This is a genomic window from Mesorhizobium sp. SEMIA396 (assembly GCF_024518615.1).
GTDB lineage: Bacteria > Pseudomonadota > Alphaproteobacteria > Rhizobiales > Rhizobiaceae > Mesorhizobium.
The window spans coordinates 158,192-171,878 of record NZ_JANIFC010000016.1; the positions used below are offsets into that span (position 1 = coordinate 158,192).

General features: G+C 62.2%; 12 protein-coding genes and 1 pseudogene. 8 read left to right on the plus strand and 5 right to left on the minus strand.

Translation table 11 applies throughout. The features are described 5' to 3' along the window. The 4 genes from NP503_RS30180 to NP503_RS30195 form a co-directional block, all read right to left on the minus strand. Positions 1 to 924, minus strand: coding sequence for an NAD(P)-dependent oxidoreductase (locus NP503_RS30180; RefSeq protein ID WP_236383501.1), 924 nt, complete (start codon positions 922 to 924; stop codon positions 1 to 3). A gap of 71 nt (positions 925 to 995) precedes the next feature. Then, positions 996 to 2,951, minus strand: a complete 1,956-nt coding sequence (locus NP503_RS30185) for a (Fe-S)-binding protein (RefSeq protein ID WP_236383503.1) — start codon at positions 2,949 to 2,951, stop codon at positions 996 to 998. Between the two features lies 1 nt (position 2,952). Then, entirely contained in the window at positions 2,953 to 3,921 is a 969-nt protein-coding gene (locus NP503_RS30190) for an electron transfer flavoprotein subunit alpha/FixB family protein (RefSeq protein WP_236383505.1), read from the minus strand. Between the two features lie 3 nt (positions 3,922 to 3,924). Next, a complete protein-coding gene (locus NP503_RS30195; RefSeq protein WP_236383507.1) occupies positions 3,925 to 4,689 on the minus strand; it encodes a hypothetical protein in 765 nt (254 codons plus the stop codon). A gap of 380 nt (positions 4,690 to 5,069) precedes the next feature. Here NP503_RS30195 and NP503_RS30200 point away from each other — a divergent pair, with 380 nt between their 5' ends. The 8 genes from NP503_RS30200 to NP503_RS30235 all read left to right on the plus strand — a co-directional run bounded on the left by NP503_RS30200 (position 5,070) and on the right by NP503_RS30235 (position 13,618). Further along, positions 5,070 to 6,215, plus strand: coding sequence for a substrate-binding domain-containing protein (locus NP503_RS30200; RefSeq protein WP_164898422.1), 1,146 nt, complete (start codon positions 5,070 to 5,072; stop codon positions 6,213 to 6,215). Between the two features lie 74 nt (positions 6,216 to 6,289). Beyond that, complete coding sequence (locus NP503_RS30205; RefSeq protein WP_236383508.1) at positions 6,290 to 7,831, plus strand: sugar ABC transporter ATP-binding protein; 1,542 nt, start codon at positions 6,290 to 6,292, stop codon at positions 7,829 to 7,831. Then, complete coding sequence (locus tag NP503_RS30210) at positions 7,828 to 8,778, plus strand: ABC transporter permease (protein ID WP_127330565.1); 951 nt, start codon at positions 7,828 to 7,830, stop codon at positions 8,776 to 8,778. Before NP503_RS30205 ends, NP503_RS30210 begins: the two co-directional genes overlap by 4 nt. A gap of 41 nt (positions 8,779 to 8,819) precedes the next feature. Beyond that, on the plus strand, positions 8,820 to 9,749 hold the full coding sequence (locus NP503_RS30215) for an ABC transporter permease (protein ID WP_256755022.1): 930 nt from the start codon (positions 8,820 to 8,822) through the stop codon (positions 9,747 to 9,749). Positions 9,750 to 9,785: 36 nt separating this feature from the next. Next, positions 9,786 to 11,459, plus strand: coding sequence for a GMC family oxidoreductase (locus NP503_RS30220; RefSeq protein WP_127330561.1), 1,674 nt, complete (start codon positions 9,786 to 9,788; stop codon positions 11,457 to 11,459). A 1-nt stretch (position 11,460) separates the two neighbouring features. After that, positions 11,461 to 11,868, plus strand: a complete 408-nt coding sequence (locus NP503_RS30225) for a hypothetical protein (RefSeq protein ID WP_127330559.1) — start codon at positions 11,461 to 11,463, stop codon at positions 11,866 to 11,868. Between the two features lie 29 nt (positions 11,869 to 11,897). Beyond that, the gene (locus tag NP503_RS30230; protein WP_109661499.1) at positions 11,898 to 12,275 is read left to right on the plus strand and encodes a carboxymuconolactone decarboxylase family protein; all 378 of its coding nucleotides are present in this window, start codon (positions 11,898 to 11,900) and stop codon (positions 12,273 to 12,275) included. Beyond that, on the plus strand, positions 12,272 to 13,618 hold the full coding sequence (locus NP503_RS30235; RefSeq protein ID WP_372958895.1) for an aldehyde dehydrogenase: 1,347 nt from the start codon (positions 12,272 to 12,274) through the stop codon (positions 13,616 to 13,618). Before NP503_RS30230 ends, NP503_RS30235 begins: the two co-directional genes overlap by 4 nt. Here the strand turns inward: NP503_RS30235 and NP503_RS30240 are convergent. Next, positions 13,556 to 13,687: pseudogene (locus NP503_RS30240) on the minus strand (IS481 family transposase); the annotation flags it as partial. The gene NP503_RS30235 and the pseudogene NP503_RS30240 sit on opposite strands and share 63 nt — an antisense overlap.

Sequence of the window (13,687 nt, forward strand, 5' to 3'; positions counted from 1 at the left end):
TCAGCTCGCTTTGGCGACATCTGTGGTCTGGGCCGAGCCGACTTCCACATGCGCCCATGTCTCGACCGTCTTGACCATACAGGTAAAATCGGATTCAGGCCCGTAGAGTTGGTTCGTCACGCTGAGCAGCTGGCGCACGGCACTGCCCACCACCATCGGCACGCCCATCGCCTCCGCCTCGTCCACGCACAGCCGGACATCCTTGAAGGACAGGCCTGTCGCGAAACCGAAATCGAAGGTGCGCGGCAGGACGGATTTTGGGAACTTGTCCTCGGTGGCGCTGTTGCGGCCGCTCGAGGCGTTGATGACGTCGATCATCACCTTGGGATCGAGGCCTGCCTTGACGCCCATTACGACTGCTTCGGAGGAGATCGCAAGTGCCGCCGCCGCAAGCAGGTTGTTGGCAAGCTTCATGGTCTGGGCGGAGCCCTGAACCTCGCCCATGAAGAATATCCGGCCGAAATTCTCGATCACCGGCCTCGCCGTTTCAAACGCAGCCTTCGGCCCCGACACCATGACGGCGAGCGTGCCGTTGCGCGCGCCCTTCAATCCACCACTGACGGGCGCGTCGATCATGGCGATGCTCCTGGCTGAAAGGCCTTCGGCAACCTTGGCGGCCATTCGCGGACCCGTCGTCGAGATATCAACGAAGATGCGAACCGCCTTGCCCTCGGCGATGCCGCCTTCGCCGAGCACGACCTTTTCCAGGATCTGCGGGCTGGGCAGGCTGGCAAAAACGATCTCCGCAATATCGGCGACATCGCGCGCGCCGGCGGCGGCTTTCGCGCCCTCGTTAGTCAATTCCGCCACGGCTTTGCTGTCGACGTCGTAGACCGTCACTTCGTAACCAGCCTTGATGAGACGGGTCGCCATCGGCGTGCCCATTTTTCCGATGCCAACAAAGCCGATTTTCAGGGTCGACATGATCGCTCTCTCCTCTTTCAGGGCCGATGCCCATGCATGGTGTTTGGTCTCGATCTCTGGATCGCATTCTGTCAGGTCGTTTCCACCGTGGGTATTTCGAGCGCCTGGCTTGTACGCGGCACAAGAAGTTCCGCTATGTCCACGACCTTCAAGCTGTCGCCCACGTCGAGCGCATCGATCGCGGCGGTGTACATCACCTTGTCCTTCGGGCAGGCGACGACGAAGTACGCGACGTCGCCCAGGCTCAGCGCTTCACGGATACGGTTCTCGCTCGGACGCTCGGTCACGCCGTCGTCGCCCTGCCAGATGCGGCCGCCGCCGGCGCCGCAGCAAAAGGAATTCTCGCGGCAGCGCGGCATGTCATGAAGCGTGTAGCCGGCGGCGCGGATCAGATCGCGCGGCGCATCGAAGCCACCATTGTAGCGTCCAAGATAGCAGGGATCATGATAGGTGACCCTGGCGCCATCGGCGACATGCAGGTCGAGTTTTCCCGCCCCGATGAGTTCCGCCAGCAGCGCCGTATAGTGCAGCACCTCGAACGCCGCGCCGAAATGCTGATAGTCGTTCTTCAGCGCATTCAGGCTATGCGGATCGGTGGTCATGATCCGGTTGAAGCTGCACGCCTTGATCTCATCGATGTTGGACTGCGCGAGCGTTTCGAACAGACCTTCTTCGCCGGCACGCCGCACATCATTGCCGCTGTTGCGCTCGGCATCGAAGAGAATGCCGAAGTCGACACCGGCTGCGGTCAGCAGTTCGGCAACCTTGCGGGTGATTTCCTGAACGCGCGGATCGTAGGAGGCGTAGTCCCCGACGAACCACAGAACGTCGACGGGTTCCTCGCGCGCGTCCTTGACCTGAAAGCCGAGCTCCCTGGTCCAGCGGGCCCGCATCTTGGAAGGCTTGCCCATGGAATTGCCGAGACGGGTCAGGTTCGATAACGCCTCCTGCAGACCGGGGCCGACACGGCCTTCGTCGACCAGATGACGGCGCATGTCGATGATCTTGGGTAGATGCTCGATCTCGACCGGGCATGCCTCCATGCAGGCACGGCAGGTGGTGCAAGCCCACAGCGTCTCCTCGGAAATCACGCCGCCGACCAGTGGGGCCGCCGAAGATCCCGCGGCAAGCGCGTCACGCATGTCGGTGATCAGCAATTTTGGGCTGAGCGGCAGACCGGCCGCATAGGCTGGACAGACCGCCTGACAACGGCCGCATTCGGTGCAGGACAGAAGGTCGAGCTGCTGTTTCCAGTCGAACTGTCCCAGGCTGTCGATGCCCGGAGCCTCGCGCGCTTCCGGGACCGCGGGCGCCAGGCCGCGCGGTTCGAGGCTGCGGAAGTAGATATTGGGTGCAGCAAGAAACATGTGCCGATGTTTCGAACCGGGGATATAGACAAGGAATGCCAGAATGGCGCCGACGTGAGCCCAGTAGAACAGCTCTTCGCCCTGATGTGCCGGTATGCCGGCACGATCGAGCAATCCAGCCAGTGCCGATGCGACCGGCCGCCACGAGCCGTCTGCGCCACCGGCTATGCGTGCCGCCGCCTCAAGCAACAGGGACGCCACGATCAGGACGATCAACACATAGATGATTGCCGCATCACTGCCGCTCGAGCCGTCGAAGCGGGCAGGCCGCAGCACGTAACGCTGATAGAGCGCAAGTCCGACGCCGACCAGCATCAGCACCGAAAAGATATCCTGCAGAGCGGCAATCCAGGTTTCGCCACCGATGGGCGCAAGTGAGAACCCTGGAAACAGCCGCGAGCCGAAGGCATCGATCGTGGCGGTGAACAGCACCAAGAACGAAATGAAGATGATTGCGTGAAGCACGCCGGAAAGCGGCTTGCGGAGCATTTTCCGGTGCATGCCGATGGCGACCATCACACCCTGGAGGCGCAGCATCGGGCGGTCGAAGCGGGCCGCTGCCGGTGCATTGGCAAGAGCGACCGCGTAACGGCGCGAGCGCCAGGCCGTTAAAGCGAGTGCTGTGATGACCAGGATCCAGAGTGGCAGGGTCGATGCCATCTCAACGGCCAGAGCCGGCCCGCAGCCTGTCGCTCAGATTGGCGACGAGATCGAACAGGTCACAGGTCGCACCGTAATGCGCGACATTGAAGATAGGGGCCTTCGGATCAGTGTTGACGGCAATGATGAGCTCGGCCTGCGCCATGCCCTCGAGATGTTCGGGCGCACCGGACACGCCGAGCGCCAGATAGAGCTTCGGCTTCACCTTCTGGCCGGATTTGCCGACCTGGCGCAGCTTAGGCAGCCAGCCATTGTCGACGACAGGACGGCTGCCGGCGATCTCCGCCCCCAGCATCGTCGCCAGATTGCGCGCAAGGTCGATGCTTGCCTCGTCGCCGATGCCGCGGCCCACGCACACGATCCTCTCGGCTGTCGTCAGATCGACGTCGGCATAATCCGGCACGTCGATGGCCACCATTCTCACCTTGCCGCTGGCGAGCGTGGGTTCGGCATCGATCGTCTGCACGCTCGCGGCGGCGATCGGGCCCGGCGCTGCCTCCGCGAAGGCGCCTGGGTTGATCATCAGAATGGCGGGCAGTTGCACCTCGCAGTCGGCGAGTATCTTGCCGCCATACATCTGCGCGACAACCGTCAGGTTTTCACCGTGCCGCTTGATTTCGTTGACATAGGAGATGAGCGGCCAGCCGGTTCGCGCCGAAATGTCGGCTGCCACGTCCAGCCCGTTTGCCGAATAGGGAACCAGGACCAGGCCGGGGCTCTCGGCGGTGACGACTTCGCGCAGAAGCACCGCATAGGTCTCGGCGGGAATAACATCCGCTTTTGTCGCGCGGGCCACTATCAGGCGATCGGCGGCACCGAAGAGAGAGGATGCGGCTTCCGCTTTACCGCCGGCGAAAAAAGCGACAACCTCGTCGCCGGCCTGGGCGATCGAACGCGCCGCGGCGATCATTTCGAGGGAGAAGGCTTCGATCTTGCTGGAGTGGCCTTCGGTACAGGCAATCAATTTCATGGCTTAGTTCCTCGCCAGGCCCTTGGCTGCCAGGATGCTGACCAGCCGATCCGCGACTGTCTCGGCATCGCCGCCGAGATTCTCGCCGGAGCCGCCCTGGACTGGCAGGCGCAATGTGATGATCTCGGCGGAACGCTCGAAGCCTGACGATTCGGGCGCGGCGCGGCCAATGGGCGTCTTGGATGCTTCGCGAAGCTTGCTGCCGGAGACATAGCGTGGCGCCTTCGACGCTGTCTGAACGCCCAGCACCGCCGGCGTGGCCAACTCATAGGTGACGGCGACACCGGCGCCGCGCTCTTGCGTGACCCGAAGCACGGCGCCGTTCGCAACGATACGGTTGGTTCCCGACACATGCGGCCAGTCGAGCAGCGCGCCGACATAGGGCGCGAGCTGGCCGAAGACATCCTCGCTCGATTGAACGCCGCACAGAACCAGGTCGGCCGACTTTGCCCGCGCCATCGCCGCGATGGAAGCCGCGATCTCACGTGAGGAGATCATGGCGTCCTCCTCGGCCTGAAGCGCCACGACTTCGTCGGCGCCGCGTGCGGCAGCCATCTGCAGGACACGGTTGGCGCCTTCGCCAACGGCCACCGCCGTTACCTTCGCGCCGCCGGTTTCCTTGAGCAGGATTGCTTCCTCCAGCGCATGATCGTCGAAATCGTTGAGCTGAAAATCCAGCCATTCCCGATCGATGCTGCGGCCGTCCTCGGCGAGCTGCAGCTCGCCCGCGGAATCCGGGATCATGCGCAAGACAACAAGAATATTCACGGCCTCTCCTCCGACGGAACGCACCTCAAGCGCCCGGCACCGGCTGCTAGATAAGTCGTATTCCTTGCCGCCCCCAATGGCGAAAAAGGTAATAGCAGCTATTACAAGACGGCAGATTGACGATCGTGGGTAATCGACTGCTAATTTGCGTCAAATCGCTTTCAGTCGAATTTTTCTGAATTGGAGGTTGTCAGGAAAATAGTCGTGCGATTTGCCCGGGATATAGACATCTATTGTTTGTTTATACTGTCTCGCGTGCGAGAATGTCTGAGGAGAATTTAGACGCTCTGTCGAGCGTTCAGGAGGAGGAACCAATGTCAATAAAGAGCATATTAGACCACAAGATCTCGCGTAAGAGCTTTATACGGGGAATGCCAGCCGTGGCGGCAGCCATGGCCGCCGCACCGGCCATCCAGCTCGCCCAGACCAGCGCAGCCGTCGCCGCAGAGCCGGAAACGAAGCCCGGCTACTATGGCGCGCCGCGCACCTGGATGTGGAACCCTAATGCGAACACCATGGTCGACACCTCGAAATGGAAGAAGGCGGGTCCCTATACGATCGGGTTCTCCAATGCTTCGATTTCCAATGCTTGGCGCGTCGCCTTCCAGCATGGCGTGCTCTGGTCCGCCGGCCAGCATCGCGACGAGATCGCCCATCTTCTCGTCACCGACGCCAATGACGACCCCTCCAAGCAGATCGCGGATATCCAGGATCTGATCAGCCAGGGCGTCGACATTTTGCTCATTGCCGCCTCGACTGAGGACGCGCTCGATTCCGTCGTCGGACGCGCAACCGAACAAGGCATCCCCGTTGTCATGGTCGATCGCAAGGTGAAGACGCCGGCCAACTACATCACCTACGTCACGGCATCCGACTGGGCATTGGGCCGTCTCGAGGCGCAGTGGTTGTGCGAGACGCTGGGCGGCAAGGGCAACATCGTTATGCTGCCCGGCATCGCCGGGTCAAGCGTCGCGGAAATCCGCATCAAGGCGAACGAGGAAGTGTTCTCGAAATTTCCCGACATCAAGGTGCTGGAGAAGCAGTATTGCGACTGGAATCCGGCAACAGGCAAGTCGGTGATGGCCGCGCTGATCCAGAAGCACGGCAAGGCCATCAACGGCGTCCTGGCCGACAGTGCGCTTCAGGGCTACGGCGCGATCGAAGCGTTTCTTGACGCCGGCTACAAGGACGGCGAATTTCCACCGATGACCGGCGGCGACGTTGCCCGGATGTATCAGCTGGCCAACCAGCACAACATCAAGATGGTCGGCATCGATTATCCGACGTCGATGGGCATCACCGGCATCGAGACCGCGCTTGACGTGCTCAAGGGCATCTCGGTCCCGGACAAGGTCGAGGTCAGCTTCCAGGTCGTCACGTCGCCGGGTGCGGATACGATCTCGGTCAAGGGCGACAGGCATCTGCTCGACCATGTCAGCATGAGCGATCCGGGCGATCTGTCGCCAAGCAACGGGCTGCCCGCCGGCTATAATCCGAGTACATTCAATCCCGACTATCCGAAGTAAGCTTCCCAAGCGAGCCGGTGCGCGCCCATCCTGGACGCGCACCGGACGTGCATTGAACAGTTCGAGCACCGGATATGTCAGCGTCTGTTATTGAGCTCAGCCAGATCGAGAAGGACTATCCTGGAGTCAAACCCCTGGACAAGGTCAATTTCGCCGTGCAGCCAGGCGAAATTCACGCCCTTCTCGGCGAAAATGGCGCAGGCAAGTCGACGCTGATCCGCGTTATGGGCGGCGTGACCAAACCGAATTCCGGGACCATGACCTATCTCGGCAAGCCGGTTTCCTGGCAGTCGCCGAAGGAAGCACGCGCTGCCGGCATCCACGCGATCCATCAAGAGCTTGCGCTTTTTCCCGAACTTTCGGTCGCCGAGAACATTCTGGTCGATACGCAGCCCCGCGGCAGGTTTGGTCTCATTTCGAACCGCGCCCGCCACGTCCGCGCCGCTGAAATACTCGCACAACTCGGCGTAGATATTCCAACCCACGCCAGGATTGACGAATTGCCGCTTGCCGATCAGCAAATGGTCGAGATCGCGAAAGCCCTGGTCGGCAGGGTGCGGCTTCTCATCCTGGACGAACCGACAGCGGTCATCGCTGGCCGCGAGGTCGATCTTTTGTTCGAGAACATGCGCAGGCTGCGCAACGAAGGCGTCGGCATCGTCTACGTCTCCCACAGGCTTGAGGAGATATTCGAAATCGCCGACACGGTGACCATACTCAAGGACGGCCAACTCGTCGGCACCAGCTCGGTAAGCGCGCTCACGCGTGAAGAGATGATCACTCGAATGGTTGGCCGCCGGCTCAGCCAGATCTATCCGCCGCGGCGTATGGCACCGGCGGGCGGTCCGGATGTGCTCACAGTTCGCAATCTCAAGGCCGGTCCGCGCGTCCGCGACGTCAGCCTCAACGTCAAGGTTGGCGAAATCGTCGGCGTGGCCGGCATGGTCGGTTCGGGGCGCACAGAGGTTGCCGAGGCTATCTTCGGCACGCGAGCCGTCGAGAGCGGGGTGATCGAATTTGATGGCAAGCCATTTGAGACAATGCTTCCGAAGGGTTCGATAAGGCATGGGCTCGGTTTCCTAACCGAGAGCCGCAAGGACGACGGCCTGTTTCTCGGTCTGCCGATTTCCGCCAATATCGTGGCGCCCGACCTCGACGGCATAACGAAACATGGCCTGATCGACAGGAAGCAGGAACGTGCTGTGGCGATGCAGCAGATCCAGGATTTTTCGGTAGCGACGCCGTCGCCTGACGTGAAGATCGGCAATCTCTCTGGGGGAAACCAGCAGAAGGTGCTGTTCAGCCGCTGGTCGCGGATCGCCAGCAGGCTGCTTATCCTCGACGAACCGACGCGCGGGGTTGATATCGGGGCCAAGGTGGAGATTTACCGCATCGTGCGACGGCTGGCGGATTCTGGCGTCGGTGTGCTGATGATCAGTTCAGAACTGCCCGAAATCGTCGGTCTCTCCGACAGGGTCTTCGTCATGGCGCAAGGCCATGTCGTCGGCGAAATCAAAGGCGATGCACTCGGCGAGGAGGCGATCATGGATCTCGCCGTGCGATCTGTCGGGCACCGCGAGGCGGAAACGGATCAGCGAGCGGAGCCGGTCGGATGAGCGCGATCACGGTGGATCTTCGCCGCAACCGGCTGTTGCTTTCCTATCTGATCGTGGCAGTGCTGCTGGTGCTGCTTGCTGTCGTCGGCGGCTTGTTGTCCGATCGGTTTCTGACCTGGCGCAACATCGGCAATCTGTTCCAGCAGCTCATCGTGCTGGGCATGGTCAGCCTGGGTCAGACGTTCGTCGTGCTGATGGGCGGCATTGATCTGGCGATCGGTTCGCTGGTCGGTGCGCTCACCGTCTTTCTGGCGAACTTCCTCGAATGGCGTCCGGATCTGGTCTGGCTTGCACTGCCGCTGGCATTGCTCGCCGCGACCGCTGTCGGCGCGCTCAACGGATTGCTGACGGTCGTGCTGCGCGTCCATCCCCTGATCGTCACGCTCGGCATGTCCTCGATCATCTTTGGCGCAACGCTGATGTACCGCAAGGAGCCCGGCGGCTCCGTACCGCGCGCCTTCGCGGATATTGCCTATGCAAAGGTCGGCGGTATTCCGTTCAGCGCCATCGTGCTCGTGGTGATTTTCGCGCTCGCCGGGCTTTGGCTGCAGCGCACGCGCACGGGCCGCAGCATCTACTTCGTCGGCGGCGATCGGGAAGCGGCGCGGCTGAATGGGTTGCCGGTCGATCGTATCGTGGTGCTTGCCTACGCGCTGTCGGGCCTGTGCGCCGGCATAGCGGCGATTTTCCTGACCGCCCGCACCGGCGTTGGCGACCCGCGCATCGGCGCCGCGCTGACGCTGCAGTCGGTCACGCCAGTCGTGGTCGGAGGCACCATTCTGGCCGGCGGCAGAGGCGGCGTGCTCGGTACTTTCCTCGGCGTGCTGCTCGTCACCATGCTCAACAGCCTGCTGAACTTCGTCAATGTCTCGTCCTACTATCAGTGGGTCATCCAAGGTCTCATCATCATCATCGCGGTCGGCATCCACACCACAAGGCGGAGATAGTGATGGCGCCTCTTGATACCCCGATGCCGCGATCGCAAGGCATGTCCCTGGCCTCAGTCTTCGAGCGCTACGGGCTGATGATCTTCCTGGCCGTGCTGATGACCGTTGCGGCTCTCGCTTCACCAACCTTTCTGCGGCCGGCCAACCTGGTCAATGTGCTGACGATCGCGGCACCGCTTGGCATGGTCGTCGTCGGCCAGACCTTTGTCATCCTGGTGCGCGGATTGGACCTCTCCGTGGCCTCGCTGATGGCAACGGTGGCCGTGCTGGCGACCGCTTTCAAAGCCACGACCAATGAGGCGATTCCGATGATCTTCATCGCCGCGATCGCCCTGTCGGCCGCGGTGGGTCTGGTGAACGGCTGGCTCGTCGCCAAACGCAATGTCAGCCCGTTTCTCGCAACGCTGGCGATGATGATCATCCTGCAAGGCATTCGTTTCGCCTATACTGGCGGCGCACCGATCAGCACCTTGCCGCCGGGCATGGGCTTTCTGGCCTCCGGACGGATTTTTGGCGTGCCCGTCAATCTGATCACCCTGGCATTTCTGGCAATTGCGTTCGGCATCGTGCTGCACCGGTCACGCCTCGGCCGTGAGATTTTCATGGTCGGAAGCAATCCGAAGGCCGCGTTCCTCAACGGCGTCGCGCCCGATCGCGTGGTCATCCTCTGCTACGTCATCTGCTCGGTCTGCGCGGGAATAGGCGGACTGTTCCTGCTCGGTTATGTCGGCACCGTTTCGAACTGGGTTGGCCAAGGCTACGAACTGGACTCCATCGTTGCCGCCGTGATGGGCGGGGTCGCGCTTACCGGTGGGCGCGGCAACATCTTTGCGGCGCTGCTTGGCGTGGCCGTTCTGGTGGTGATCAACAATCTCGTGCTGCTGCTCGGATTTCCGATCGAGATGCAGCTCATCATCAAGGGTGTCATCATCATCGGCGCGGCGGCGTTTTACCGGACGCGGCTCGCCTGACCCGATGCTGCCATTGGACCCCAAGGGAGGAAGAAAATGACCGTTGAAGTTCTGGCGGATCGCAATGCACGGGCAAGGCGCGACGAGGAAGTGGATGTCGTGATCGTCGGGGCCGGCCCATCCGGCTCGGTCGCCGCACTTCATCTGGCGCGCGCCGGCATTTCCGTCGTCGTGCTCGAGCAGGGCGAATGGCCGGACTATGCCGCCTATACCGGCGCGCGTCCGGAACACGAGCTTGTCAGCACCAAGCTCTGGCATCCCAATCCCAACGTCCGCGACAATCCCAACGACTATCCCGTCGACACGTCGACGACGGATATCAACCCGTTGATGTTTGCCGGCGTCGGTGGCAGCGCGACCCTCTACGGCGCGCAATGGATGCATTTCCTGCCGTCCGACTTCCGCGTGCGCTCGATGGATGGCGTGGCCGAGGACTGGCCGTTCACCTACGAAGACCTGTTGCCCTACCAGCTCGAGATCGAACGCGAAGTGGGCGTTTCCGGTCTAGCCGGCGATCCGGCCTACCCGCCGCGCGGCGCCTATCCCTTTCCGGCGCTCCCCATGGGCTCCGTCGGCCAGCGCGGTGCGCTGGGTATGGAGAAGATGGGCTGGCACTGGTGGCCCGGCAGCAACGCCATCCCGTCGGAGAAGTTCGGCGAACTCAATCCCTGTGTGCGTCGCGGAACCTGTCTGACGGGCTGTCCGGAGGGCGCGAAATCGACGACCGACCGGTCGCATTGGCCACTGGCCCTGAAGGCCGGCGCGCGGCTCGTCACCCGTGCACGCGTGAAAGAAATCGAGACCAACGACCAGGGGCTGGCGACCGGTGTCGTCTATGTCGATGCAAACGGTCGCGACCGGCGCCAGCGCGCCAAGGTGGTCATCCTGTGCGCCAATGGCGTCGGCACGCCACGGCTGCTGCTGATGTCGGGAGGAGCCGGGAAACCGGACGGCCTTGCCAACTCGTCGGGCATGGTCGGCAAGCGGCTGATGATGCATCCCTTTGCAAGCGTACTGGCCTCTTACCAGGATCCGCTGGATTCCTGGCGCGGTCCCTTCGGCCAGCAGGTCTATTCGCTGGAATTCTACGAGACCGACGAAAGCCGCGGCTTTGTACGCGGCTCGAAATGGAACTGCATGCCGTCGGGCGGACCGGTCGGTGTATCCGGCGCGACCGGGTCCAAGGTCTATGTCGCCGAAAGCGGCCGGTTCCAGGATTTCTGGGGCGCCAACCTGCATGAAAATGTAGCGCGCCGCTTCGGCCACTCGCTGATCTGGGGCATTGTCGGCGAGGATCTTCCGGAGGAGAGCAACCAGGTGGTGCTGTCGAAGGATCTGGTGGATTCCGATGGGCTGCCGGCGCCGCAGATCGTCTACAAGGTCAACGAGAATTCCAACCGGCTGCTGAAGTTCAACATCGACCGCTGCCTGGAATCGGTGCGCGCCGCCGGCGCCATCGAGACGCTGGTTTCGACGCCGGTGCGTGAATCCGGTTGGCATCTCATAGGCACCACCGTCATGGGCGACGACCCGAAGCGCTCGGTCGTCGATCAATGGGGCGCCTGCCACGACGTGCCGAACCTCTATGTCATGGATGCGTCGACCTTCCCGACCTCGGGCGCTACCAACCCGACGGCGACCATCATGGCCGTCGCGCTGCGCAATACGCGCCGCATGATCGCCGAGCGCCGCAACCAGAAGGTGGCCTGACATGTCGAACGAAAACACCTTCTTCGCGCTCGCAGACTTCCTGATCCCCGCGCATGGCAAGATGCCGAAGTTCAGCGACGTCTGCCGCTACGCCGATGTCGAGAAGTCGCTGGATTTTCGTGTTGATCTGAAGCCGGGCTTTGCGCGCGGCATCGCGGTCGGTCCGGCCAACGGCGCCGAGGCTCGTCTGGAAAGCCTCAACAAGGAGGATGGCGAAGCCTTCTCGGCGATCACCACGATTGCCATTGCCACCTACTACATGAGCCCGCGCGTGCGCGAACTGATAGGCTATCCCGGCCAGGAGAACGTCCCCTACGATTCCAAGGCGACGCAGATCTACCTGACCAACGGCTCGCTCGGCCACGTCATCGCGCGGGGCCGCAAATATCGGCCGACACCCGGCCTTTGATCTCCCAAGCAACTGGAAAGGACCATCCAATGGGCAAAGACGTGTTCGACAAGGGTTTTGAAATCCGCAAATCGGTTCTGGGCGCCGAATTCGTCGAGAAATCCTTCGCCAGCGCCGACGATTTCAATCGTCCGTTGCAGGAACTCGTGACGGAATATTGCTGGGGCGCTGTCTGGGGCCGTGACACGCTCGACAAGAAGACCCGCAGCATGCTGAACCTCGCCATGCTTTCCGCGCTCAATCGTCCGCACGAACTGAAGATGCATGTGAAGGGCGCGCTGACCAACGGCGTGACCAAAGACGAGATCCGCGAAGTCCTTCTACAGGTCGTGATCTATGCCGGCGTGCCCGCAGGCGTCGATTCCTTCCGGGTGGCGCGCGAAGCCATGCAGGAAGTCGGAGCATGACAACCCGTCCGCCGCTGGCCACGGAAAAGCTCTCGATGCTGATCGGCGGCCGCGCGGCCGCCGCGCAGTCGGGCGATTTTTTCGAATCCTTCGATCCCTTCACCGGCAAGGCCTGGGCGCTTGTTCCGCGCGCTGGCGTAGCCGATGTCGATGCGGCCGTGCAGGCAGCAGCGGCCGCGTTTCGCGGCGAGTGGCGGACGATGATCCCAAGCGCGCGTGGGCAGATCATGACGCGCTTTGCCGACCTCGTGGCGGAGGAGGCCGAAAACCTGGCCGTTCTCGAAACCCGCGACAACGGCAAGCTGATCAATGAAATGCGGATGCAGTGCAAATACATCCCGCAATGGTTCCGCTTCTTTGGCGGGCTCGCAGACAAGATCGAGGGACGGGTCATCCCGATCGATAAGCCGGGCGTGTTCAACTACACGCGCCGCGAGCCGCTCGGGGTGGTGGCCGCGATCACACCGTGGAACTCACCCTTGATGCTGGCGACGTGGAAGCTTGCTCCAGCGCTCGCGGCCGGCAACACGATCGTCTGGAAGCCGTCGGAATTCTCGTCGGTCTCGGCGTTGTTCTTCGGCCGGCTTTTCGAGAAAGCGGGCTTTCCCAAGGGCGTCGTCAACATCGTCACCGGCTTCGGCCATGAAATCGGTGACCGCCTCGTCACCCATCCAGATGTCGCGAAAGTGGCATTCACCGGTGGTGATGCAACCGGCCGCCGCGTCTATCAGGCTGCCGCCGGCGGCCTCAAGAAGGTCACGCTCGAACTCGGCGGTAAATCCGCCAACATCGTTTTCGCCGACGCCAAGATGGAGGCAGCCATTCCCGGCCTCGTTTCCGGAATCTTTGCCGCGACGGGGCAGACCTGCATTGCAGGTTCTCGCGCGCTTGTGCAGCGCTCCGTCTACGACCAGGTGACGGAAAAGCTGGTCGCCTTCGCAAAGACCGCGAGGATTGGCGATCCGCTCGATCCCGAGACCCAGGTCGGTCCGATCACCACCTTGCCCCAGCGCGCGAAAGTGCTCGACTACATCAGCATCGCCAACGGTGAGGGCGCTGCGCAATTGCTCGGCGGCAAGATACCCGAGGACAAATCGATTGCCGATGGCTGGTTCGTGGAGCCGACGATCTTCGGCAACGTGAAGCAGTCCATGCGCATCGCCCAGGAAGAGGTCTTCGGACCGGTGCTGTCGGTCATTCCCTTCGAGGACGAGGACGAGGCGATGGCCATTGCCAACGACACCATCTACGGGCTCGCGGCCGGGATGTGGACGCAGGACCTAGGTGTGGAGCTTCAACAGGTTGTCCTCGATCAGGGCGAGGCGACTGATAGGCGTTTTTGACTTTAGGCTGCCATGTGGACGATGCCAATTGTATCTGTGCAGCCAGACAGGCAGTTCGGCGGCACGATG